18 protein-coding genes and 1 pseudogene are annotated in these 24549 nt (G+C 71.9%); 12 read left to right on the top strand and 7 right to left on the bottom strand.

Features of this window, described 5'->3' with window-relative positions; genetic code table 11:
- Positions 1-11 precede the first annotated feature (11 nt).
- The 7 genes from ABD330_RS05430 (at position 12) to ABD330_RS05400 (ending at position 11501) form a co-directional block, all read left to right on the top strand.
- Entirely contained in the window at positions 12-638 is a 627-nt protein-coding gene (locus tag ABD330_RS05430) for a DUF5666 domain-containing protein (RefSeq protein ID WP_344461300.1), read from the top strand.
- Between the two features lie 354 nt (positions 639-992).
- Positions 993-1748, top strand: a complete 756-nt coding sequence (locus tag ABD330_RS05425) for a response regulator transcription factor (RefSeq protein ID WP_344461298.1) — start codon at positions 993-995, stop codon at positions 1746-1748.
- 8 nt (positions 1749-1756) lie between these two features.
- Positions 1757-3334 (top strand): sensor histidine kinase, encoded by a 1578-nt coding sequence (locus tag ABD330_RS05420; protein ID WP_344461296.1) that lies wholly within the window; start codon positions 1757-1759, stop codon positions 3332-3334.
- Positions 3335-3666: 332 nt separating this feature from the next.
- Positions 3667-5208: a cytochrome ubiquinol oxidase subunit I gene (locus tag ABD330_RS05415; RefSeq protein ID WP_344461294.1), complete on the top strand. Its 1542-nt coding sequence runs from the start codon at positions 3667-3669 to the stop codon at positions 5206-5208.
- Between the two features lie 15 nt (positions 5209-5223).
- Positions 5224-6234 carry a cytochrome d ubiquinol oxidase subunit II gene (gene cydB, locus ABD330_RS05410; RefSeq protein WP_344461292.1) on the top strand — a complete coding sequence of 337 codons (1011 nt, stop codon included), beginning with the start codon at positions 5224-5226 and terminating at the stop codon, positions 6232-6234.
- Positions 6234-9701, top strand: coding sequence for a thiol reductant ABC exporter subunit CydD (cydD, locus tag ABD330_RS05405; protein WP_344461290.1), 3468 nt, complete (start codon positions 6234-6236; stop codon positions 9699-9701). Before cydB ends, cydD begins: the two co-directional genes overlap by 1 nt.
- A 24-nt stretch (positions 9702-9725) precedes the next feature.
- Positions 9726-11501 (top strand): GAF domain-containing sensor histidine kinase, encoded by a 1776-nt coding sequence (locus ABD330_RS05400; protein ID WP_344461288.1) that lies wholly within the window; start codon positions 9726-9728, stop codon positions 11499-11501.
- 119 nt (positions 11502-11620) lie between these two features.
- Here ABD330_RS05400 and ABD330_RS05395 read toward each other — a convergent pair whose 3' ends face one another.
- Together ABD330_RS05395 and ABD330_RS05390 are read right to left on the bottom strand one after the other, a co-directional pair.
- Positions 11621-12463 carry an HAD family hydrolase gene (locus ABD330_RS05395; protein ID WP_344461286.1) on the bottom strand — a complete coding sequence of 281 codons (843 nt, stop codon included), beginning with the start codon at positions 12461-12463 and terminating at the stop codon, positions 11621-11623.
- A gap of 53 nt (positions 12464-12516) precedes the next feature.
- Positions 12517-13101 (bottom strand): hypothetical protein, encoded by a 585-nt coding sequence (locus ABD330_RS05390; RefSeq protein ID WP_344461284.1) that lies wholly within the window; start codon positions 13099-13101, stop codon positions 12517-12519.
- 121 nt (positions 13102-13222) lie between these two features.
- Between ABD330_RS05390 and ABD330_RS05385 the strand changes: the two genes are divergently transcribed.
- The 3 genes from ABD330_RS05385 to ABD330_RS05375 all read left to right on the top strand — a co-directional run bounded on the left by ABD330_RS05385 (position 13223) and on the right by ABD330_RS05375 (position 16308).
- Complete coding sequence (locus ABD330_RS05385; RefSeq protein WP_344461282.1) at positions 13223-14527, top strand: hypothetical protein; 1305 nt, start codon at positions 13223-13225, stop codon at positions 14525-14527.
- 91 nt (positions 14528-14618) lie between these two features.
- Positions 14619-15464 (top strand): methyltransferase domain-containing protein, encoded by an 846-nt coding sequence (locus ABD330_RS05380; protein WP_344461280.1) that lies wholly within the window; start codon positions 14619-14621, stop codon positions 15462-15464.
- A gap of 418 nt (positions 15465-15882) precedes the next feature.
- The gene (locus ABD330_RS05375) at positions 15883-16308 is read left to right on the top strand and encodes a hypothetical protein (RefSeq protein ID WP_344461278.1); all 426 of its coding nucleotides are present in this window, start codon (positions 15883-15885) and stop codon (positions 16306-16308) included.
- A 56-nt stretch (positions 16309-16364) separates the two neighbouring features.
- On the opposite strand, the gene ABD330_RS05370 is transcribed toward ABD330_RS05375, so the two are convergent.
- Positions 16365-17606: a serine hydrolase domain-containing protein gene (locus tag ABD330_RS05370; RefSeq protein ID WP_344461276.1), complete on the bottom strand. Its 1242-nt coding sequence runs from the start codon at positions 17604-17606 to the stop codon at positions 16365-16367.
- A 290-nt stretch (positions 17607-17896) separates the two neighbouring features.
- Here ABD330_RS05370 and ABD330_RS05365 point away from each other — a divergent pair, with 290 nt between their 5' ends.
- Positions 17897-19069 (top strand): serine hydrolase domain-containing protein, encoded by a 1173-nt coding sequence (locus ABD330_RS05365; RefSeq protein WP_344461274.1) that lies wholly within the window; start codon positions 17897-17899, stop codon positions 19067-19069.
- Between the two features lie 54 nt (positions 19070-19123).
- Here the strand turns inward: ABD330_RS05365 and ABD330_RS05360 are convergent, their stop codons facing one another.
- Together ABD330_RS05360 and ABD330_RS05355 are read right to left on the bottom strand one after the other, a co-directional pair.
- A complete protein-coding gene (locus tag ABD330_RS05360) occupies positions 19124-19471 on the bottom strand; it encodes a DNA-binding protein (RefSeq protein WP_344461272.1) in 348 nt (115 codons plus the stop codon).
- A gap of 58 nt (positions 19472-19529) precedes the next feature.
- Positions 19530-22286: a right-handed parallel beta-helix repeat-containing protein gene (locus ABD330_RS05355; RefSeq protein WP_344461270.1), complete on the bottom strand. Its 2757-nt coding sequence runs from the start codon at positions 22284-22286 to the stop codon at positions 19530-19532.
- Between the two features lie 106 nt (positions 22287-22392).
- Here ABD330_RS05355 and ABD330_RS05350 point away from each other — a divergent pair.
- A pseudogene (locus ABD330_RS05350) lies at positions 22393-22556 on the top strand (LLM class flavin-dependent oxidoreductase); the annotation flags it as partial.
- Between the two features lie 126 nt (positions 22557-22682).
- Here the strand turns inward: ABD330_RS05350 and darG are convergent.
- Positions 22683-23738 carry a type II toxin-antitoxin system antitoxin DNA ADP-ribosyl glycohydrolase DarG gene (darG, locus tag ABD330_RS05345; protein ID WP_344461268.1) on the bottom strand — a complete coding sequence of 352 codons (1056 nt, stop codon included), beginning with the start codon at positions 23736-23738 and terminating at the stop codon, positions 22683-22685.
- A gap of 63 nt (positions 23739-23801) precedes the next feature.
- A complete protein-coding gene (gene darT / locus ABD330_RS05340; protein ID WP_344461266.1) occupies positions 23802-24431 on the bottom strand; it encodes a type II toxin-antitoxin system toxin DNA ADP-ribosyl transferase DarT in 630 nt (209 codons plus the stop codon).
- Positions 24432-24549: the final 118 nt, after the last annotated feature.

Genomic DNA, 24549 nt, shown 5'->3' with positions numbered 1-24549 from the left:
AGCACCGAACCATGCCCAACGAGAACGACCCGCACGCGGAGCTGCTGTCCACCCCGCCGGACGCCCGCGACATCGCCGCCGAACTCGCCGCGCCCCCGCGCCGCAAGCTGCCCTGGCTCACGTTGGGCCTGGCCGGAGCGGCGATCGCCACGGCCGCCTTCGCCGGCGGTGCCTGGTACGAGAAGGGGAACGGTACGACCACCAAGTCGAGCACCCGGGCCGCGGGCCAGGGCGCCCGTGGCGGCACCGGCGCCGGCGCCTACGGCGGCGGCAACGGCCAGGGCGGCACCCGCCAGCGCGGCCAGGGCGGCGGCGCCGGCGGCGCGGGCTTCGCCCGGGGCACGGTCAAGGCCGTCGACGGCAGCACCGTCTACCTCACCGACGCCAACGGCAACACCATCAAGGTGACCACGGCCCCCACCACCAAGATCCAGCTGAGCAAGGACGGCCAGGTCGCCGACCTCCAGCCGGGCCAGAGCGTCACGGTGGTCGGCCAGCCGGACGCCTCCGGCGGCTACACCGCGACCCAGCTCACCGAGGGCGGCACCACCGGCTTCGGTGGCGGCGGTTTCGGTGGTGGTGGCGGTGGCTTCGGTGGTGGCGGTGGCGGTGGCACCCGCACCCCGTCCGGCGGCTGACCCGCCCGGCGAGACTCCGGCCCGGCCGATGCCCCGATCGGCCGGGCCGGTGCCGTCTCCGGCGCGGCCGGCGGCTCCCGGACCGGTCCGGTCCTGGCGCGCCCGACGGGCGGTCCAGTACTGTCGATGCGTTCGGTCCTGTCCGGTGTTGTCCGGTCCGGCGACGGGACGCACCGCCGGGGGGCAGGGGTGCGCGCCGACCGACAAGATGATCAGGTGTACGAACCGAGCCGGTACGGCAGGTTCATCAAGCCTTCATCAACCCCACGTAGCCTCCCCGGGCTATCGTCCATCGAGGATGTCAGCGTGCGACCGGGAGGCGGATCAACCGTGCAAGGGACTTCGACCGCAGCCGTGCCGACCACAGGGGCCGGGGCCGCGGGTACTGCCGCAGCCGGCGAGGCCTTCCTGCTGGTCGTCGACGACGAGCCGAACATCCGCGAGCTGCTCTCCGCCTCGCTCCGGTTCTCCGGCTTCCGGGTGGTCTCCGCCGCGACCGGCGAGGAGGCGCTGGCCGCCGTCGCCAGCGAGCGGCCCGACCTGGTGGTGCTGGACGTGATGCTGCCCGACCTGGACGGCTTCACCGTCGTCCAGCGGCTGCGCGAGCAGAACCAGTGGCCGCAGACCGCCGAGCACGTGCCGGTGCTCTTCCTCACCGCCAAGGACGGCACCGGCGACAAGGTGCAGGGCCTGGCCGCCGGTGCGGACGACTACGTCACCAAGCCGTTCAGCCTGGAGGAGCTGATCGCCCGGATCCGGGCGATCCTGCGCCGGGCCGGCGGGCCCGCCGAGGACGGCAGGCTGATGGTCGGCGACCTGACCCTCGACCCGCTGGCCCACGAGGTGACCCGCGCGGACCGCTCGGTCGCGCTCTCGCCCACCGAGTTCAAGCTGCTGCACTACCTGATGGCGAACGTCGGCCGGGTGGTCTCCAAGGCCCAGATCCTCGACCACGTCTGGGCCTACGACTTCGGCGGCGACCTCTCCATCGTCGAGTCGTACATCTCCTACCTGCGCCGCAAGCTCGACTCCGGTCCGTCGCACGGCCCGAAGCTGATCCACACCGTCCGCGGCATCGGGTACGCGCTGCGCCGCCCGCCGCAGTCCTGAGCCCCGCCGTGGCCCGCCTGCGCCGGTTCGCCCGGCTGTCCCGGTGGCTGCCCAGGTGGGTGCCCGGGGGGCTGTTCCGGTGGCTCCGGCCGTCCCGGTCCCGGCTGGCCCGGTTCTCGCCGTCCCGGCTGTCGCTGCGGGCCCGGCTGCTGGTGCTCTCGCTCGTGCTGGTCACCACCGGCCTGGTGGTGAGCGACACGGTGGTGCTGGGCGCCGCCCGGATGCAGCTGGTGCAGCGGTCCGACCAGCAGCTGCAGCGCTTCGCCGAGCAGATGTCGCACCGCGGGCCGTGGAGCGGCCGCCAGTACGGCCAGGGGCCGGGCGCCAAGCGCGGCGGCTTCCTGCCCAGCCAGTTCGTGGTGCAGTACCTGTCCGCCAGCGGCGCCGTGCAGCAGGTGCTGCGCCAGCCGATCTCCGACTCCGACCCGTCGCCGGACGTGGACGAGCTGACCCCGTCCCAGCTCACGGCCGGCCAGGGCACCAGCTTCGGCCTCCCCGACGAGCACGGCAAGGGCCGCTGGCGGGTGATCGTGCTGCCCGTGAACAGGATCGCGGCCGGTGGCGACTTCTCCGCCCCCGCGTACGTGCTGGCCGCCGTCTCGCTGGACGACGTGGACTCCACCGTCAGCAAGCTGCGGGCCTCCTTCCTGGCGATCGGCGGGGCCGTCCTGCTGCTGATCGCGGTGCTCGGCTTCTTCGCCGTCCGGACGGGCCTGCGGCCGCTGGACCGGATCGGGCAGGACGCCGAACTGATCGCGGCCGGCCGGCTCTCGCACCGGATGCCCGAACTCGCCCCCCGGACGGAGGTCGGCCGGCTCTCGGCGACGCTGAACGGGATGCTCACCCAGATCGAGGCCGCCTTCGCCGCCCGGGCCGAGTCGGAGGCCCGGATGCGGCGCTTCGTCGCGGACGCCTCGCACGAGCTGCGGACCCCGCTGGCGAGCATCCGGGGCTTCGCGGAGCTGCACCGGATGGGCGCGCTGGCCGACGTGGACGGCGCGATGAACCGGATCGAGAACGAGGCCGTCCGGATGGGCGGCCTGGTCGAGGACCTGCTGCTGCTGGCCCGGCTGGACGAGGAACGCCCGCTCGACCTCGCCCCGATGGACCTGCGGACGCTGGCCGCCGACGCCCTGCACGACCTGACCGCCCTCGACCCGGGCCGCCCGGTCGCGCTCACCGGTCCGGACGGCAGGGGAGCCCCGCAGCCCGCGCTGGTGCTCGGCGACGAGGCCCGGCTGCGCCAGGTGGTCACCAACCTGGTCGGCAACGCGGTCAAGCACACCCCCACGGGCACCGCCGTGCGGATCGGCGTCGGCCTCGCGGGGGCCGACGGCGGCTGCCTCCTGGAGGTCGCCGACTCCGGCCCGGGCCTGGCCCCGGAGCAGGCCGCCCAGGTCTTCGAACGCTTCTACCGCGTCGACGCCTCCCGCAGCCGTCACGACGGCGGCGGCGCCGGCCTCGGCCTCGCCATCGCCTCCGCCCTGGTGCACGCCCACGGCGGCACCCTCACCCTGGAGACCGCCCCGGGCCGGGGCGCCGCCTTCCAGGTCCGGATCCCGAAGGCCCGCCGATCGATCGGGTGACGTGAACGCGTAGCCCGGAACCCGGGCCGGGAGCTGACCTCCCGTCCGACAGCCCCCTGTCAAGCGCCGGAACGGCGTGGGCAGGGGGCTGTCCGGCTCTTGTGAGCGGCCGCCGGCGCGGCGGATCATCCAGCTGAACGTTCGGTCGATTCCTACCTTGACCCCGCTGTTCGAGCGGTTGTAGGCATGGTGGATACTCAGCTTGTGAACGTGTTCACGTTCACAAGCGGACAAGCTTGCCGTGTTCTGGCGTGTTCTCGTGGCATTGATGCTGTCTGTCGGGTTTGGGACGAAAGTGCCGGGATCGGATTCCGGCGGAAGAGAGGGCGAAAGTGGAGCTGGCAGTCGCTCACGAGACCATCGCGCGATGGCAGTTCGGCATCACCACCGTCTACCACTTCCTCTTCGTCCCGCTGACCATCAGCCTGGCCGCGATCGTCGCCGGGCTGGAGACCGCCTGGGTGCGGACGGGCCGGGAGAAGTACTTCCACGCCACCAAGTTCTGGGGCAAGCTCTTCCTGATCAACATCGCGATGGGCGTCGTCACCGGCATCGTCCAGGAGTTCCAGTTCGGGATGAACTGGTCCGACTACTCCCGCTTCGTCGGGGACGTCTTCGGAGCCCCGCTCGCGATGGAGGCGCTGATCGCGTTCTTCTTCGAGTCCACCTTCATCGGGCTGTGGATCTTCGGCTGGGACAAGCTACCCAAGAAGATCCACTGCGCCTGCATCTGGATGGTGGCCCTCGGCACGGTGCTCTCGGCGTACTTCATCCTGGCGGCGAACTCCTGGATGCAGCACCCCACCGGCTACAAGGTCGACCCGGTGACGGGCAAGGCCCAGCTGACCGACATCGGCGCGGTGCTGTTCCAGGACACCACCCTGGTGGTCGTCTTCCACACCCTCACCGCCGCCTTCCTGACCGGCGCCGCCTTCATGGTCGGCATCGCCTCGTTCCACCTCTGGAAGGCCAAGCGCAAGGGCGAGCCGGACGGCCGGAAGATCGCCTCGATGCGGACCTCGCTCCGGGTCGGCCTGGCGCTGGGCGTGATCGCCGGCCTCGGCACCGCCGTCAGCGGCGACAGCCTCGCCAAGGTCATGTTCGAGCAGCAGCCGATGAAGATGGCCGCCGCCGAGGCGCTCTGGGACACCCAGTCCCCCGCCCCGTTCTCGATCTTCGCGGTCGGCAACGTCAACCAGGGCCACAACTCGGTCGAGCTGGAGATCCCCGGGATACTGTCCTTCCTGGCCAAGAGCGACTTCAGCTCGCCCGTCCCCGGCATCAACGACACCGCCGCCGCCGAGGCCGCCAAGTACGGCGGCAGGCCCACCGACTACATCCCGAACATCTTCGTCACGTACTGGGGCTTCCGCCTCATGATCGGCTTCGGGATGACCTCCTTCGTGGCCTGCCTGATCGGCCTCTGGACCACCCGGCGGAAGAAGTTCCTCGCCCCCGAGCACCGCACGGCCGAGGACGAGGTCCCGAAGCTGATGCTCACGAAGAACCGCGAGCTGAGCCCGCAGCTCACCAAGTGGAGCTGGCGGATCGGCATCCTCACCATGGGCTTCCCGCTGATCGCCAACAGCTTCGGCTGGGTCTTCACCGAGATGGGCCGTCAGCCCTGGTCCGTCTTCGGCCTGATGACCACCGCGAACTCGGTCTCCCCGAACGTCGGCGTCACCACCCAGGTGATCGCCCTCACCACCTTCACCGCGCTCTACGCGATCCTCGCGGTGATCGAGGTCAGACTGCTGGTCAAGTACGCGAAGGCCGGCCCGAACACCGCCGAGCAGCCCCCGGCGAAGGACCCGACCCTGCGCGGCCCGTCCTCGGACGAGGACGCCGACAAGCCCCTCGCCTTCGCCTACTGAGGAGCAGAAGCGACCATGCAACTCCACGACGTCTGGTTCGTCCTGATCGCCGTCCTGTGGATCGGCTACTTCTTCCTGGAGGGCTTCGACTTCGGCATCGGGGTGCTCACCAAGCTGCTCGCCCGCGACACCGCCGAACGCCGCGTCCTGATCAACACCATCGGCCCGGTCTGGGACGGCAACGAGGTCTGGCTGCTGACGGCCGGCGGCGCGACCTTCGCGGCCTTCCCCGACTGGTACGCCACGCTGTTCAGCGGCTTCTACCTCCCGCTGCTGGTCATCCTGGTCTGCCTGATCGTGCGCGGCGTCGCCTTCGAGTACCGCGCCAAGCGGGGCGGGGAGCGCTGGCAGCGCAACTGGGAGCACGCGATCTTCTGGACCTCGCTGCTCCCGGCCTTCCTCTGGGGCGTGGCCTTCGCCAACATCGTGCACGGCGTGGCGATCGACAAGGACAAGAACTACGTCGGGACCGTCTGGGACCTGTTCAGCCCGTACGCGCTCCTCGGCGGCCTGGTCACCCTGGTGCTGTTCACCTTCCACGGCGCGGTCTTCGCCTCCCTCAAGACCGTCGGCGACATCCGGCTGCGGGCCCGCGCCCTCGCGCTGCGCCTCGGCCTGGCCACGGCGGTGGCGGCGCTGGTCTTCCTGGTGTGGACGCAGGCCCACCAGGGCGACGGCTGGAGCCTGGCCGCGCTGGTGCTCGCCGTCCTGGCCCTGGCCGGCTCGCTGGTGGCCAACCAACTCGGCCGGGAGGGCTGGGCGTTCGGCCTCTCCGGGCTGACGATCGTGGCGGCCGTCGGGATGCTCTTCCTGGCGCTCTTCCCGGACGTGATGCCCTCCACGCTCAACCCCGACTGGTCGCTGACCGCCGCCAACGCCTCCTCCGCGCCGTACACGCTCAAGCTGATGACGATCGTGGCGGCCGTCTTCACCCCGCTCGTCCTGCTCTACCAGGGCTGGACGTACTGGGTGTTCCGCAAGCGGATCGGCGTCCAGCACATCCCGGCTCCGGTCGCGGACCACTGATGCGGCCCGTCGACCCCAGACTCCTCCGGTACGCCCGCACCACCCGGCTCTTCCTCGCCGGATCGGTGCTGCTCGGCGCGGTCGGCGCGGCCCTGGTGGTCGCGCAGGCGAGCCTGATCGCCGAGATCGTCGTCCGGGCCTTCCAACGGCACTCGTACGACCTCGGCGCCCCGCTGCTGCTGCTCGCCGCGACCGCCGCCGGGCGGGCGGCCGTCGCCTGGCTGACCGAGCTGGCGGCGCACCGCTCGGCGGCGCGGGTCAAGTCCATCCTGCGCCGCCGGCTGCTCGACCACGCCACCGCGCTCGGCCCGTCCTACCTGGCCGGCCGCCGGACGGGCGAGCTGACCGCGCTCGCCACCCGGGGCGTCGACGCGCTGGACGACTACTTCGCCCGCTACCTCCCGCAGTTGGCGCTGGCCGTGGTGGTGCCCGTGGTGGTGCTGGTGCGGATCGTCGGCGCCGACTGGACCTCCGCCGCGATCATCGCCGGGACGCTGCCGCTGATCCCGCTCTTCATGGTGCTGATCGGCTGGGCCACCCAGTCCCGGATGGACCGGCAGTGGAGCACGCTGGCCCGGCTCTCGCACCACTTCCTGGACGTGGTCGCCGGGCTGCCCACCCTCAAGGTCTTCAACCGCGCCAAGGCCCAGGCCAGGACCATCGCCCGGATCACCGACGAGTACCGCCGCGCCACCCTGCGCACCCTGCGGATCGCGTTCATCTCCTCCTTCGCGCTGGAGCTGCTCTCCACCCTCTCGGTCGCCCTGGTCGCCGTCTCGATCGGCTTCCGGCTGGTCGACGGCACGCTCGGACTGGAGACCGGCCTGCTGATCCTGCTCCTGGCGCCCGAGGTCTACCTGCCGATCCGCCAGGTCGGCGCGCTCTACCACTCCAGCGTGGAGGGGCTCAGCGCCGCCGAGCAGATCTTCGAGGTGCTGGAAACCCCGCTGCCCGCCACCGGCCGCACCCCCGCGCCCGACCTGACCGGCGCCACCGTCGAGATCAGCGGGCTCACCGTCACCCACCCGGACCGGCCGGCCCCTTCGCTCGACGCCCTCTCGCTGACCCTCGCCCCCGGCACCACCACCGCGCTCACCGGGCCGAGCGGCGCGGGCAAGTCCACCCTGCTGGCCGTCCTGCTCGGCTTCACCGAACCGACCGCCGGCACCGTCCGGATCCGCACGGCCGACCGGACGTACGACCTCGCCGAACTCGATCCGGCGAGCTGGCGGCGGCAGATCGCCTGGGTGCCGCAGCACCCGCACCTGTTCGCGGGCACCGTCGCCGAGAACGTCCGGCTGGCCCGTCCCGAGGCCACCGACTCCGAGGTGGCCGCCGCGCTGGCCGCCGCCCGGGCCACCGGGTTCGCCGCGCCGGACACCGTCCTCGGCGAGGGCGGCGCCGGCCTCTCGGCCGGCCAGCGCCAGCGTCTCGCGCTGGCCCGCGCACTGCTCGCCGACCGCCCGCTGGTGCTGCTGGACGAGCCCACCGCCAACCTGGACGGCGCCAACGAGGAGGCCGTACTGGCCGCCGTACGCGGGCTCGCCGGGCGCACCGTCCTGCTGGTCGCACACCGCCCGGCGCTGCTCGCCGTCGCCGACCACCGGCACCACCTGGCCGGGCCAGCGCTGCCCGTGTCCGCCGCCGTGTCCGCCGCCGTGTCCGTGCCGTGCCCGGCCGGGCTTCCGGAGCCGGTGGACGAGCCGGACGGTACCGCCCCGGCCGGGGGAGAGAAGCCGGGGCTGCTGCTCGCCACCGTGCTCGGCTCGCTCGCACTGGGCTGTGCCGTCGCGCTGATGGCCACCTCCGGCTGGCTGATCTCGTACGCCTCGCAGATGCCGCCGGTGCTGTACCTGATGATGGCCGTCACCTCCGTCCGGGCCTTCGGCATCGGGCGCAGCGTCTTCCGCTACGGCGAGCGGCTGGTGGCGCACGACGCGGTGCTGCGGGCGCTCGGCGGGGTCCGGACGGCCGTGTACCGCAAGCTGGAGCGGCTGGCCCCGGCCGGGCTGCCCGCCTTCCGCCGGGGCGACCTGCTCTCCCGGCTGGTCTCCGACGTCGACTCGGTGCAGGACCACCACCTCCGCTGGCGGCTGCCGGCCGGTATCGCGCTGGTCGTCTCGCTCGCCTCCGCCGCCGCGCTGGCCGCTTTCCTGCCGCTCGCCGGGGCGGTGCTCGCGCTCGGCCTGCTGCTGGCGGGCGCCGCCGTGCCCGCCCTCGCCGTCCGGCTCTCCGGTCGTACGGAGCGCCAACAGGCGCCCGCCCGAGGAGAGTTGGCGGTCTCGGTGGTCGACACGCTGACCGGCACCGCTGAGCTGACGGTGGCCGGCGCGCTGCCCGCGCGGCTCGCCGCCGCCCGCGCCGCCGACGGCCGGCTCACCGCGCTCGCCGCCCGGTCCGCCGCCTCGGCGGCGCTCTCGGCCGGGCTGATCGCGCTGGTCACCGGGCTCACCGTGACCGCGAGCGCGGCGGCCGGGGTGCGGGGCGTCAGCCACGGCACGCTGTCCGGTGTCTGCCTGGCGCTGGTCGTGCTCACCCCGCTGGCCGCCTTCGAGGCCGTCGCCGGGATGCCCGCCGCCGTACGGCAGCGCGAGCGCAGCCGCGCCGCGCGGGCCCGGCTGGCCGAGGTCCTGGAGACCGAGCCGCCGGTGGCCGAGCCCGCCGAACCGGTGGCGCTGCCCGCCGACCCGCTGCCGATCGCCGTCCGGGGCCTCACGGCCCGCTGGCCGGGCCAGGACCGGGACGCGCTGCACGGCATCGACCTCGACCTGGTCGCGGGCCGCCGGATCGCGGTGGTCGGCCCGTCCGGCTCCGGCAAGACCACCCTCGCCCACGTGCTGCTGCGCTTCCTGGACCAGAGCGCGGGCACCGTGCGGAGTTCTCCACAGGCTGTGGACACCCGTACGGTCGCCTCCGACGAGGTCCGCCGCGCCATCGGCCTCTGCGCCCAGGACGCCCACGTCTTCGACAGCTCGCTGCGCGAGAACCTCCGCCTGGCCCGGCCCGACGCGAGCGAGCAACGGCTCCGCGAGGCCCTCGGCCGGGCCCGCCTGCTGAGCTGGGTCGACACCCTGCCCGACGGCCTGGACACCATGGTCGGCGAGCACGGCGCCCGACTCTCCGGCGGCCAGCGCCAGCGGCTGGCGCTGGCCCGCGCACTGCTCGCGGACTTCCCCGTCACGATCCTGGACGAGCCCGCCGAGCACCTCGACCTGGCCACCGCCGACGCCCTCACCGCCGACCTGCTCGCCGCCACGGCGGGCCGCACCACGCTGCTGATCACGCACCGGCTGGCCGGGCTCGACGACCGCTCGGTGGACGAGGTGCTGGTGCTCGACCAGGGGCGGATCGCCGAGCGCGGCCGCTGGTCCGAGCTGGTCGGGCGCGAGGGCGGCCGGCTCGCCGAGATGTGGCGGCGCGAGCAGCGGGCCGACACGCTGCTCACCGCCGACTGTGCGGTGGCGTAAACCCGGGCAAACTACGCTCATCCCATGGAGACTCCCCCGGACCAAGCTCCGCACCGCGTGCCCGAGATCGCCTCCCTGGGCCTGGACACCCTGGTCACCGAGGTCTCCGAACGCCTGCAGTCCGCCGCCGCCGTCACCGACCGGATGCAGCGGCTGCTCGAAGCGGTGGTCTCCGTCGGCGCCGGGCTCGACCTGCACGCCACCCTCCAGCGGATCGCCTCCGCCGCCGCCGAGCTGGTCGACGCCAAGTACGCGGCCCTCGGCGTGATCTCCCCGCACGCCGACGGGCTCTCCGACTTCATCCACGTCGGCGTGGACGACGAGACCGCCGGGGCGATCGGCGAACTGCCCGCCGGGCGCGGCATCCTCGGCGTGCTCATCGACCGCCCCGAGCCGCTCCGGCTGGAGGACATCGCCGCCGACCCGCGCTCCACCGGCTTCCCGCCGCACCACCCGCCGATGAAGTCCTTCCTCGGCGAGCCGATCCGGGTCCGCGACGAGGTCTTCGGGAACCTCTACCTGACCGAGAAGCAGAGCACCAGCGGCGCCTTCACCCCCGAGGACGCCCAGGTCGTGCACGCCCTCGCGGCCGCCGCCGGGGTCGCCATCGAGAACTCCCGGCTCTACGAGGAGGGGCTGCGCCGCGAACGCTGGATCGCCGGGGCCTCCGCCGTCACCACCGCGCTGCTCTCCACCGACGAGGCCCAGGTCGCCCTGCTGGTCGCCGCCGAACAGGTCCGGCAGCTCGCGGACGCCGCGCTCGGCATGATCCTGCTGCCCACCGGCGACGGGCAGATGCGGGTCGCCCACGCCTCCGGCGAGGCCGCCGAGTTCCTCAGCGGCGAGCTGCTGCCGGCCGTCGGCTTCGCCGCCCGACTGCTCGCCGGTGAGAGCGTCTACCGCGACGACATGTCCACCGACCCGGCGGTGGTACTGCGGCTGGCGCGGAACTTCGGTGCCTCGATGGCCGTCCCGATGGTCGCCGCCGGGCGGGTGCTCGGCGGGCTCTGCGTCTGGCGCAGCCGGGGCGCGCCGCCGTTCACCGAGTCCGAGAAGGAGCTCGCCCAGACCTTCGCCTCACAGTCCGCCCTCGCCCTGCGGCTCGCCGAGGGCCAGCGGGACCAGCAGCGGCTGGCCGTCTTCCAGGACCGCGACCGGATCGCCCGCGACCTGCACGACCTGGTCATCCAGCGGCTGTTCGCCACCGGCATGATGCTGGAGACCGCCGCCCGGCGGGCGGTCGTCCCCGAGGTGCAGGACCGGATCGGCCAGGCCGTCGACGAGCTGGACGCCACCATCCAGGAGGTCCGCACCACCATCTACGCCCTCCAGCACGACGACCACGGCAACGAACCGGACACCCTGCGGACCCGCATCCTGCGGGAAGGCAGCCAGGCGGCGGCCGCGCTCGGCTTCAAGCCCTCGGTGACCTTCATGGGGCCGGTCGAGAGCCTGGTGGGGGAGAAGACCGGACGCCAACTCCTCGCGGCGCTGCGCGAGATACTCTCCAACACGGCCCGGCACGCCCGCGCCTCCCGGGTCGGCGTCGAGGTCGACGCCACCGTCCACCTGGACCCGGCGGGCCACCCCGTCTCCGGCGACCCCGAAGCCCTGGACCGGGCCGGCCGCCCCGGCGTCCTGCTGACCGTCACCGACGACGGCGTCGGCATCCCCGACGGCGGCCGCCGCAGTGGTCTGCGCAATCTCACCCGCCGCGCGGAGACCCTCGGGGGCGACGCGTGGCACGAACCGGGGCCTTACGGGAAGGGGACCTGCGTGCGGTGGTCTGCGACGCTTTGAGGGCCTCCGGGGGTGGGGGGCTGCGCTTTTGCGGGGGGCTCCACCGGGGTGGGTGGTTGTTCGCGTAGTTCTCCCCCAGCCTTCGGCCGGGAGGTACCCCCACGCGCCCCCGAGGGGGCTCAGGAGAGGTGGCTGAGGAGTTCTTCGAGGACGGCGGCGACGCCGTCGTCCTCGTTGCTGAGGGTGTGCCGGGTGACGGCGGCCAGGACGTCGGGGTGGGCGTTGGCGACGGCGTAGGAGGTGCCGGCCCAGGCGAGCATCTCCAGGTCGTTCGGCATGTCGCCGAAGGCCACCACCTCGGTCCGGTCGATGCCCTGCTCGCGGCACCAGGTCTCCAGCGTGCTGGCCTTGGTGACCCCGGCCGCGCTGATCTCCACCATCGGTATCGGGGCGGAGCGGGTGATCTCGGCGAGGTGGCCGGCGGCCTGGCGGGCCTCGGTGAGGAAGGTGTCCGGGGAGAGGGTGGGGTGCTTGGCGAGCACCTTGAAGAGGCCGTCCACCCGGCCGCCGGTCAGCAGCTCCTCGGCGGGTGCGACCGCGTGCTCCTTGTCGTCCCCCCACATCCGCAGCTCGTACCCGGGCTCGCGGGCCCACCCGCTCGGGCACTCGAACGCGAAGGCGATGCCGGGCAGCGCGGTCCGCAGCGTGCCGACCAGCTCCCGTACGGCGTCGCCGCCCAGCGGGAAGGTCTCCAGCAGCTCACCGCGCCGGACGTCGACGACCGCTCCGCCGTTGGAGCAGATCGCCACCCCGTGTCCGCCGATGTGCGCGCTGAGCTGCTGCATCCAGCGCGGCGGCCGGCCGGTGACGAACACCACCTGGATGCCCGCCGCCTCGGCGGCCGCGAGCGCTGCGGCGGTCCGTGCGGAGAGGGTGCCGTTGCCGCCGAGCAGGGTGCCGTCCAGGTCGGTGGCGATCAGGCGGGTGCGGTGCGGGGCGGAGCGGTGAGGGGTGGTGGTCACCGGTCCATCTTCGCGCACCGCACCCGCGCCGCCGCTCCCCGGTCGGCCCGGGTTCAGGAGTGCCAGATCTCCTTGATCGCGTTGATCTTGCCCGAGGCGTCCAGGGTGATGTCGTACGCCGGGTAGGCGGAGCAGCTGAGCGGCGGCTGCACGGTCGAGCCGCCGGCCAGGCAGTCCCCGATGTGCGTCCACAGGTCGCCCAGGATGACGGTCTTGAACTGGTCGGCGCCGAGTGCCAGCTGCGCCTTGACCGTCGGGGCGAACAGGTACGACTTCGCGGCGCCGGTGCCCTGGTAGTGGCCGTCGTTCGGGTCGCAGACGAAGGTGACGGCCTTGGCGTCCAGGGTGTCCTGGGTCGGGCGCCGGACCGGCAGCACGATCCGGTGCCCGGCGGAGGGCGTCGGCGTGCCGCAACTCATGTCCGGGCCGCCGTTGTCGACGGCCTGCGAGGAGTTGTCCGTCGGCGCGGCGGCGGTGCCGCTCGGCGCGGCCGGCAGTGGCGCCGGGGCCGAAGCCGGGGCCGACGGGGCCGCGGCGTTGGTGGAGGTACTGGTGGAGGCGCTGGTCGGCTGGCAGGCGGTGAGCCCGAACGCGGCCGTGGCCAGCACAACGGCCGTGATCAATCGGCGAGATGACATCGCGCTGCTCCCCCTGCTGGTGCGTGACCGGATCGTCACTGACGATCCGACAGGCTATCCGCCCGGTGTGAGCGGCGAGCGCCCGCCCGCCCCCGGTCACGTTATGTATAGTTCCGGTTTCGTGAAGTCACCACTGCGTGTCGCCCTGCCGCCCTCGGGGACCCTGGCCGTCGGCGCGGGGGCGGCCGCCCTCGCCGGGGCGTCGTACCTGCATCTGGCGCTGGCCGGAAAGGTGTTGGACGGCGCGGCGATGGCCAAGTTCTCGCTGGTCTGGGCGCTGGTCTTCTCGGTCGGGGCCGGGCTGTTCATCCCGCTGGAGCAGGAGGCCAGCCGGGCGGTGGCGGCCCGGATCGCGCTCGGTGACGGCGGGCTGCCGGTGCTGCTTAGGGGGATGCGGGTGGCCGGCGGGCTGCTGGGTGCGCTGCTGGTGCTGCTCGCCGCCGCCGCCCGTCCGCTGGCCGGCCTGCTGTTCTCCGGGGACCGCGGCATGGTGCTGGCGCTCGGCGCCGGCTGCGCGGGGCTGGCGGTGGCGCACGTGGCGCGCGGGGTGCTCGCCGGGCACGGGCGGTTCCGGGACTACTGCACCCAGATGTGGCTGGACGCGCTGCTGCGGGTGGCGGCCGCCGGGGCGCTCTGGCTCGGCCAGATCCGCTCGCCGCTCGCCTTCGCCCTGGTGCTGGTCGCAGCGCCGGCGCTGTCGGTGATGGCCGTCGGCCCGGCGCTGCGGCGCTGCTGCCGACCCGGCGGCGCGCCGAGACCAGCCGAACTGCGTTCCGGGCTGCCGGTGTTGATGTGTTCGACGCTGCTCACCCAGCTGCTGCCGAACGCGCCGGTGATCGCCGCCAGGTTGCTCGACCCGGCGGACTCCCGGGCGGTGCCCGCCCTGCTCTGCGCCTCGATCATCGTCCGGATCCCGGTCATGGCGGTGGCCGCCATGCAGGTGCCGCTGCTGGCCGCGCTGTCGCGCACCGTGACGCTCGGCGAACGGCAGGCCTGGGTCGCCCAAGTGCGCTCCGCCTGCCGGGTCGTGGCGGTGATCGGGGTCGGCGCACTGGTCTGCGTCGTGCTCGCCGGTCCGTACGCGGCCGTCCGGCTGCTGTCGGCGCCGGAGCTGCTGGGCCGCCGTGACTTCCTGCTGCTGGGCCTCGGCACGCTGGGGTACCTGTTCGCGATGGTGCTCGGACAGCCGTTGCTGGCCCTGCGCCGGCAGTGGTCGCAGGGCGCCGGGTGGATCGTGGGCGGACTTGTCTTCCTGCTCTGCTCCGCCGCCGACGAGGAGGCCGTGCCGGCCGTCGAGAACGCCTATCTGGCCGGGTGCTGGGCCGTGGCGCTGCTGCTGGCCGCCAATGTCCTTGTGCTGGCGAAGGGTTCGGACACCGAGCAGTCACGGGTCGGCCGGCGGGGCATTCCGTCCGGAGGGGGGTGACCGATTGCCGGGTTCTTCGTTGGGAATGCAGCGCGTTGTTTTCCCCCGGTCCGGTCGCGCGGCTCGCACCCCCGAAGAATCGAAGGATCCGATGGCACGTTCAGGCCGGTCACTCACGGCGGATCAGCTCTGCACGCTCGCCGCCACCCCGGGGGCGGCCGACCCCGGGCCGCTCGCCCGGCTGCGGGTGCCGCGCCCGGTCGACCGTTACCAGCGGGTGGGTGAACTGAGCCGTGGCCGAAGGGTGTTGGACCTCGGGGCGTACGACGAGACCGAGGTCGACAACGAGCACGACACCTCCTGGCGTTGGCTGCACGCCGAGATCGCCGCCGTCGCCGCCGACTGCCTCGGGGTGGACGCGTCCGAGAAGGTCCGGGCCCAGGGCACCGTCCGGACGGCCTGCGACACCTCGATCGTCTACGGCACCGTCGAACAACTCGACCACATCGTCGAGGACTTCAAGCCCGAACTGATCGTGGCCGGGGAGCTGGTCGAACACACCCAGGACACCCTGGGGTGGATCTCCCGGCTCGCCGAGCTCACCCCCGGCACCCGGTTCGTGGCGACCACCCCGAACACCACCTCGGTGGTCAACCTGCTGCTGGCCCTGCTGGGCCGTGAGAGCTGCCACCCGGACCACCTCCAGGTGTACTCCTTCCGGACATTGAGCACGCTGTCCGGGCGCGCCCCGCTGCACGACATCACCGTCCGCCCGTACTACTACGACCCGCACCTGTTCCGGGCCCGGGCGCCGAGGGCCGCCGTCCCGCTGGTCGCCGGGGCGAACCTGGTGCTCCGGGCCGTGCAGCGGCTCTTCCCGCTGCTCTCCTGCGGTCTCATCCTCGAAGCCACCCTCGGCCCGGTGCCCGCCGACCGCCGGCTGCGGGCTCCCCGGTCCGGGGAGGACGCGCTCCGCACCGGCGCCGGGACGCGCTGAGCCGGCCGGCAGCGAAGTCGGCGGCGCGGCCGGTGATGCGGGTGGCGGCGCGGCCACGACCGGCGGACCGGTGCGGTGACCGGTCCCGTCGGTGAGGGAATTCCCCACGGTCCGGTGTCCGGCGGCACCACCGGAGGCCGGGCCTTTCGTGCGGCGGCGGGTCGCCGTGCCGCAGCCGGGCCCGGTGCCCTTCCCCCGGCCTGGTGACGCGCATCGTCGGAGCCGCTCGGAATGCCGGGAATTGCGGTGCGCCGAGCGCCTTTCCGATTCCGCTGCCGTGACCGGCATTCCCTGGACCGCCCGCCTGGGCTACGGTCGGGGGCGCATGAGTCACGGGGGAAGAATGGTATGGCGATCGAGTCTGCCTGCGCAGGTCCGCGTCACCCGCCCGGACGGACAGTCTCCGATTGGACGCGCGATGACCGTTTCACCACTCTCCGGCGGCGGTGCCGGCGAATTCCTGGCGAGGTTCTCGCACTTCGAGGACGGCGTGATCACCGGGATCCGGCTGGAACTGCCCCGCCCCGGGGGAACGGGCCCCGGCTGGAGCGCGGTCTTCGACATCCAGGCGATGGACGCGACCGCCGGTAACGACTGGCGCCTGGTCCGGATCACGCTCGGCGGTGTCTACGAGTACCAGTTCCCGTGCAGCCGGGAGTACACGTACTTCGTCCTCTCCGACGGCCTGAACCTGGACTGCACGGCCGAGCGGTGCCTCCTGGACCTCGACCCGGGGCCGGACGAGTGGTGGCCCGAGCAGGTGGGGCGGCCGGGGCCGTACTCGAAGCAGTACGCCATCGGGGCCTGGGGCGGCTACGAGGTGCTGGACGGTCCGTTCATCTGACCAGACCGGCCCGGCCCGGGTCGTCCCGGGCCGGGCCGTGAGCGGGTGGCGCGGGGTCAGTGCTTCGCCGGGGCGAGGGCGGCGCCCAGCAGGCGGTTGGCCAGGGCCGGTGCGCTGCCGAAGGCCCAGGTGGTGGTCGAGACCGAGTAGATGCCGCGCAGCGACAGGTCGCGGGTGGCGAACATGCCGTTCGAGTAGCCGTCGTCGTGGCCGGACTTGCCCCACAGCATGGCGCCGTTCGGCAGCGGCGTCGCCATCAGGCCGGCGCCGTAGCAGGCCACGCCGGTCACGCACTCGGAGGTGCCGGAGTTCAGCGGCAGCGGCTTCCCGGCGCTGTCCCGCGGGATCGTGAACATCTCGTCGAGCTGCGCGGCGGGCAGCAGCCGACCGCTGAACAGCCCGGTGACGAAGTGGTCCAGGTCCGCGGTGGTGGAGATCATGTTGGACGGGTCGCCGCCCTGCTCGCTGACGTCGACCACGGTGCCCCTGCTGTCGGTGAGGTAGCCGTGCAGGTACGGGCGGGGCATCCGGGGGTCGTCCTCGGGTACCGAGGTCCGGTCCAGGTGCAGCGGGGCCAGCACGCGCGCGGTGACCTCGTCCTTGAACGACTTCCCGGTGAGCTGCTCGATCAGCCGTCCGGCGATCCGGAAGCCCAGCGAGTTGTACTCCTGCTTGGTGCCGGGCGTGAACCTCGGCCCGGGCCAGGGCCGCCCCTCGGGCCGCAGGGTGGACTCGATGATCTGGTCGAAGGACCGGTACTCGTACCGGTTCGCGATCTCCTCGTCCACCGTCTGCTGCGGGGCGTCCGCGCCGACGTCCGGGAGGCCGCTGGTCATGTCGAGCAGCTGCCGGACGGTGATCGGATCGAAGGAGCCCGGCAGCAGGCCCGGCAGGTAGGACTGGACCGACGCGTCGAGGTCGATCCGGTGCTCCGCCGCCAACTGCAGGACGACCACGGTCTCGAAGGTCTTGGAGATGCTGCCGATGTGGAAGTGCGCGTCGGGCGCTATCGGCTTCCCGGTGACCGCGTCCACGGTCGCGCCCCGCCACAGCTGCCCGGGCTCGCCCACCCGGGCGACCGCCCCGGCCGCCGCGTCGCCCGGCCTGGTCGCGAGGGCGGCGTCGAGCGCCGCCGGGTCCAGCGGAGCAAGCCCGGCCCCGGCCCCGGCCCCGGCCGGGCCCACGACGGCGGCGGCCGGGCCGGCCGCGAAGGCCGGGACACCCGTGCCCGCCGCACCCGCGGCCAGGGCCGCCCCGGCCAGTCCGAGGGTCGCGATGCGTCGTACGAGCGTGTTCATGGGCTTGCTCCAGCTCTCGTCACAGTGGTGGGCCGAACTCCTGTGACCACTCTGTCGGCCGGCCGCCGCCCCGGGCATCGGGTATCACCCTGACCGGCCCCTGAGCGGCCCCCTACCCGCCCCCGACCGTTGCCCGACCGGCTCCTGAGGCACCGTCGGGAGTCCGACCTGCGCGCACCGTCCGTGCTGGGACTGCCCCCAGGGTGGAACGGGGAGCTGGCACGATGGCGATGCCTGGCACCGGATGGAAGCCTGAGGGTGTCCATTCGCGCCGCAGACGGGGTTCCAAAATGACGAGGAAATACCGGATCGTCTCGACCATGGTGGTGGTGCTCTGCACCGTGCTGGGCTCGGCGGGCGTGTCGGCAGGAGCGTCGGCGGGCGTGTCGGCGGCGGAGCCCGCACACGGGCAGAGCATCGTGCGGGCCGCGACCGCGCAGGCCGTCGCGGACGGGTACCTTGGTTCCATCGCCTATGTACGGCAGGGCGAGGTGGCGGCGTCTGCCGCGGCGGGCTTCGCCGACGTGCGGACGCGGCAGCCGGCGAGTCCGGACGACAGGTTCCGGATCGCGAGCAACACGAAGTCGTTCGTCGCGGCCGTGGCGCTGCAACTGGTGGGTGAGCACCGGTTGAGCCTGGACGACAGCGTGGAGAAGTGGCTGCCCGGTGTCGTCCAGGGGTCGGGGAACGACGGGTCCGGGATCACGGTGCGGCAGTTGCTGGACCAGACCAGCGGCATCTACGACCCGACGACCGAACCGGCCTTCTTCGCGCCGTACCTGGAGCAGCACGACCGGGACTACGTGTACACCCCGAGGCAGGTGGTCGCAGCCGCCGTCGCACACCCACCGCTGTTCGCACCGGGCGAGAGGTGGGCGTACTCGAACACCAACTACCTCCTGGCCGGTCTGGTCATCGAGGCGGTGACCGGGCAGAGTGTTGCCGCCCAGATCCGGAGCCGCATCCTGCTCCCGCTCGGCTTGACCCGGACGTCGTTCCCGCTCACCGATCCGCAGATCCACGGCCGCCACCTGCACGGCTACGACCTCGCAGGCCAGGACGTGACGCGGTTCAGCCCGTCCTACGACTGGGCGGCGGGCGCCATGATCTCCACCCTCGACGACTTGGCCCGGTTCGACCGCGCCCTGTTCGGCGGCCGACTCCTGCACCCCGCCGAGCAGCGCGAGTTGGAGACTGTCCCGCAGGTGCCGGACGCGGACGGCTACGCGCTGGGCGTGCAACGGTGGGAAGCGACGTGCTCCGACGGGAGGAAGGTCCCGGCATGGGAGACCGACGGCGGCGGCCCCGGCTACACCAGCATCTCGCTGACGGCCGCGGACGGCTCCCGGCAGTTCATCCTGGTCGGCAACGTGTTCGACCTGGCCAAGGACTTGCAGCACCAGCAGCCCAACCCGAAAAGCAGCGTACTGGGGCCGGCGCAGACCGCGGTGTTCTGCGGGTGAGACGGTAGCCCCACGCGGTGTCCGCCCTCGGCCCGGTGGTCCAGTCGCGGTGGCTCAGACCGCGATGAGCCGGACGCGATTGCCGCAGAGTCTGGCCATGCCGTCGACATCCGAGGTGAGCATCGCCACCGGTACTGGCTGACGGAGCGTCATCTCGGCGACGGTGGCGTCGACCGCGTACGTGTGGCCGTGCAGTCCGGCCTGCTTGAGCAACTCCGCCGACGCCTTGGCGGCCTGCTCGGTGACCGACTCGACCTTGACCCTGGAGAGCGTCCAACAATGACCCGCCCCGTCGCGCCTGTCGGGAGTAGGTGCGGACGCGTTGGAGGCGGTTGGGCCGGAGGCCGACGCGAGAGAGGTGCCCGGCTTGCAGGCCGCAAGCCGGGCACCTCTCCGTGTCATCGCCTGTCCGCGTCGGTCATCGCGTCGGTCATCGACCGGAACGCGGACCGAGTGGACGTCAGTCGTTCTGGTAGTAGCCGAAGAGGTCGACGACCAGGTCCATGGTGCTGTCGCTCTGGTTGAAGAAGTCGATGACGCCCAGGCCCGGCGTGACCTGCACCAGGTTCGGCACGGTGGTGCCGCGCCGCCAGTTCAGTGCCGAGGTGTTCGGCACGTACACCTGATACGGGTGTCCGCTCTTGTAGTCGGCGACGGTGTTCGGGTCGGAGGCCGCGGCCAGGTAGCCGTCGGCACCGGTGTCGGTGACGGTGGTGTTGAAGACGAACGCCGAGATGTCGGTGCGCGTGGTCATCGGCAGGTAGGCGTAGTAGCGGCCCTTCAGCGGGCCGCCGCTCCAGGTCGCCGGGTCGCGGGTGTCGAGCAGCCGCTTCGGGTCGACCGGTACGAACGCGCCCGTCTCGGAGGTGCTGTAGTAGCCGACCACGTCGATGACCACGTCGGCTCCGGCCCAGGCGCCGTTGAACAGCCGGATCCTGCCGTCCGCGCCCACCGGGACGACGACCGAGTTGGCGATGGTCTGCCCGGCGGTGAAGTTCAGGTTGGACGCGGTGGGCATGGCCTGCCCGCTCGGGTAGACGGTCAGGTAGCCGTTCCCGCCCGGGTTGGTGACGGTGACGTTCAGCGCGACCGCGGAGATGCCGCCGCCCGGCAGGCCGGGGGCGGCGCCGGAGATCTGCGCCGCGATGGAGCCGCGGCCGGGAATCTGGCCCTGCGGGGCGCCGGTGCCGTAGCGGGTGTCGACCAGCCGGCTCGGGCCGACGGGGGCGAAGCCGGCCGCGGCCGTCGGGGTGAAGTAGCCGGTGATGTCGGCGACCAGGTCGGTGGTGCCCTTGCCGCCGTTGTACAGGTCGACGTAGCCGTTGGTGCCGATCGGCACCATCACCAGGTTCGGTACGGTCTGCCCGGCCCGGTAGTTGACGTTGGAGGTGGCCGGCCGCGGGCCGCCCTCCGGGTACGCCGTGATGTAGCCGTCGGCGGCCGGGCCGGTCACGGTCAGGTTCAGCACCGCGGCGGTCGCGTTCGCCGGGATGCCGCCCGCACCGCCGACCTTGAGCTGGACCGTCCCGTTCGCCGGGACCCGGCCGGCGGCCGCGAGGCCCGTGCCGTCCCGGCTGTCCAGCAGCCGCTTCGGGCCGTACGCGGTGTACTGCGAGCCGAGGGTGGAGACCTTCACCGTGTTGGCGATGGTGTTGCCGGTCTTCTCGTAGTCGGTGACGGTGATCGTGTAGTCGCCGAGCTTCTTGTAGATGTGGCCCGCCGTCGTCTTCACCGGCTTGTCGCCGTAGAAGTTGAGGACGTCGACGGTGCCGTCGCCCCACTGGAGGTAGATGTCCTGGGCGACCGGCAGGGTGGTCACGTCCAGGTTCAGCGAGATGCCGAACGCGCTGCTGTTCTTCGCGGTCAGCGCCATCGCGAAGCCGGGGTTGTTGCTCTGGAACTTCACCGCGCCCCGGTCGGCCATCGGGCCGTGGCCGAAGTAGTCGGTGGCCAGGGCGCCGGGCGCGGACTGGTTGGCGGTGCCGATCGCCGCGGAGCCGGTCTGCAGGGCGTAGGCGACGCCCCAGTCCGAGCCGCTGTTGACCGCCTGCGGGGCGACCGTCTCGACGGTGTCGTGCGCGCCCTGGGTCTGTCCGGCCTGGGTCTGCGCGGCCTGGAAGGCGGCGACGGTCGGGTACGCGGTGCCGGCCCAGCGGTAGGGCCCGGCGCCGTTGGCGACCGCGGAGTAGAAGTCGTTGTCGTCGGTGGTGGTCGCCGGGGCGGACTCGGCGGAGACCGTCACGGCGGGCTGGCCGGAGTCGCAGGCGGCTGCGGCGGCCGTCTCGACCAGCAGGTTGTTCTGGATCGACACGGTGGTCGAGGTGCCGTCGACGCTGATCCCGGGGAGGCAGCCGCGCTGGACGGTGTTGCCGGTGATGTTCAGGCCCTGCACCCCGGTCGCGGTGATGCCGCCGATCTGCTGCTCGGGCGTCCCGAGGCTGTTGTAGCCCGAGGCGCCGATCAGGTTGCCGGCCAGCGTGACGTTCTTCGCCCCGGCGGCCACCGAGATCGCCGTGGCACCGGCGTTGAACAGGCCGACGTGCGACCGGGTGACGGCGACGGTGTCGGACGCGCCGTCGATGGCCACGGCGGTGCCGTACGCGCCTATGTTGACGGAGTCGAGGGTGATCCGGCTGGACCCCTTGACGGCCAGTGCGGCCGGCACGCCGCCGGTCAGGATCACGAGATGACTGATCGTCACATCGCTGACGCCGTCCAGGGTGAGCCCGGGCTTGGTGGAGCCCGTGTTGTCCCCGTCGATCTGCGGGGCGTTGGTTCCGCCGGTGATGGTCAGCCCGGAGGTCCGGATGATGACGTTCTCCGCGGTGCGCGGCGGGCTGCTCCCCTCGTCCTTCCCGTCGACGTGGACGGTGTCGCCGGAGACGGCCGCGTTCACGCCGTGCTGCAGGGAGCAGAACGGCGCCGCCTGGGTGCCCGTCCCGGTGTCCGTGGTGCAGCCGGTGCGGGTGAGGACGTAGACGGTCCGGCCGGTGGACGGCACGGCGGCGGGCAGGGCGGCTGCCGCGGCCCTGCCCTGCACCCGGTACGAGTTGCTCGCCGGGCTGGTGAACGTCTTGGCGCCGGGCAGTTCCCACCCGCTCCGGACGGGAGCCGGTACGGCGTTCGGGGCCGGGTCGGCGGCGTACGCCTGGCCCGGCAGGAAGGCGAACCCGGCGGAGAGAACCGCAGCGGTCGCAACGAGACGGCGGTGGTGCACCGGTCCCCCAGATCTTAAAAGTCTGACAATCGCCCTTATGGCGGGGTCAGGCTACAAGAGCCCGTGCGAGCAGCGACAACGGGTTTCCCCACGCCTCGACCCCGCCGACCTCGGGTTCCATGCCGCGTACACCTATGACCACCTCTCCTGGCGGTCCGGGACGAGCCGTGGTTCGGGGCGGTGCCGACCCTGACGGCTGCGGCGACCGCCACCGAGCGCCTGCGGCCCGGCACGCGCGTCACCTCTGTCAATCCTTTTTCACCTATCACATGCTGACCTGCAACAACGCCCGTCGATCAAGGCGAGTCGCCGACCGATCCACTCGACCATCTGCCGCCGACATGCCAACTGGCGATGACCATACTCACTGGCCCACGAGTTGGGACATCGCATGAGTTATGAGCTGGGGATCAGGAGTTTGGCCTCATCTAGCCTGGCCCAGGCTGCAGCAGCATCGGACGCAGGGAAGAGTCGCCGCTTGCGCGGGCTCCAGGCTGCAAGCTCGTGCGCCACGGACTCCGGGTCTTTGGGATGCGCGGTCTTGGTTGCCAAGTAGTGAACGCTGGCCAGGAGCTCCATGCCTTCGGGGTATTCGTAGCCGAGCATGGCATGGCTGAGTTGTTGCCAGGCCCGCTCAAAGGCTGCGTCGCCCTCGATCGCCGTTTCAGCAGCCTCGGCAGCGCCCGGCCGGAATCGCAGATCAGCGCGAGCACCTCCCGTGCCATCGCCGAAGCCGATCAGTTGATGCCCCTCCAGGGAGGCGATCGCTTGGTTCAGGTTATTCGAGAATGGCCCATAGTGGCCTGCTTCAAAATTCAGGCCGAGGTTAAGGCCGGCACTCTGCAGCAGGTATGCGATCTTGTGGAATTCCAGCAGGGATGCCTTGGGCTCCTCGGTGATTCCAGCCTCCCAGGCGCTGGCGATATATCGGGAGGCGGCGGCCATAAACCTAGCCCGGGGCCGGGTTAGCTCGGGAGCACTGGTCGCGATAGGCATGTCCTCAGGAGCCGGGGTTCCAGGGCCGTAGAGGCGCACGTCAATGTCCAGGCCGCCTAGCTTCTCCATGATCAGCGAACGCACCTGTGACCAGGGAAGGCCGCCGTTGCCGCAACCTAGCGGGGGTACAGCCACACTCTGGAGCTTCAGCTCCGCAATCACCCGGACTAGATCATCCAGTCCGGACTGAATATCATCCAAGCGTGAAGGCTGGCGCCAATGGCGCTTAGTCGGAAAATTGAGCACCCAGCGCCCGTCTGGGAGCCCAATTGGGAACACAACACCGGGTTGCACTTGCCCAGCCCGGCACGCCGACGCATAGGTGGCGAACATGTCGGGGAAGGCTCGCTTGAACTGGAGGGCGAGTCCCTTGCCCATGACACCCACGGTGTTGACCGTGTTGACCAAGGCATGGGCGTCATCGCGGAGCAGGTTGCCATTGGTTTCGTGGATCATGGTGTTCGCCTCCCTTCACTGTCCATCATCCCTGATGGCGTGAGCGTTGCCGAGCTGTCTGCTTCAGAAGTACCAGGTGGGTCTGACATCAACTCTCGGTTGGTGCGGCTGGCCCTGTAGCAGCACCTGGACGGCGGCCTCGACCGTTGATGAATGGGTTCCGATCCCAACCACCGCAGTCCATGGAAGGCAGCCGTGCACAAGGAGTTCTGCCATCCGACGCTCCCTGCGAGAGCCGTCGGTGGGAGTGTTCGCCCACATGTGGGCGGCCATGACCTCCCAGTCGATGTGCGTGGCCAAGTCAGAGGCCTGGTCGGTGTACTGCGCTGTGGCCACAGCCGCGTTTCGGTCAGTGGCTACCCAGGGGAGCCCGTGTGCCTGGACCTGCGAGAGCCGGGTGACCAGGTACGCCAGCTCAGTCTGGCCTCGCGGGTAGCTCGCTACTCCTCCCTTGTGGATGCGGAAGAGCATGGGTGATCGGGGAGCGAAGTAGAAGGGTGCGTAGTCGGCCACCACTCCGCCGGGGTCAAGCGGCACCTTCAGATGGCGCCGACGCTCCTTGATGCTCAGATCGGCACACTCGACTACGCCAGCGGGCTTGTCGCTGTCAGCGATCAGTCCAGCTGTTAGCACCCCAGCGAGGTTGTCCACGTGGGTGAAATGGAAGAGCCACGGGTCGTCGGTGTCCATCATCGGGGCACGATCCTAGTGCCATCCTCAGCCCCGCGTAGGGCTCTGAAGGCGGAGAGATTGGCGATCTTGATCCGTGAATGGCCGGTGGCCCGCTACCTGATCCAGCGGGTTCCGGACA

It is taken from the genome of Kitasatospora kazusensis (genome assembly GCF_039529945.1).
Classification (GTDB): Bacteria; Actinomycetota; Actinomycetes; order Streptomycetales; family Streptomycetaceae; genus Kitasatospora; species Kitasatospora kazusensis.
This window is presented reverse-complemented; position numbering and strand designations above follow the sequence as displayed.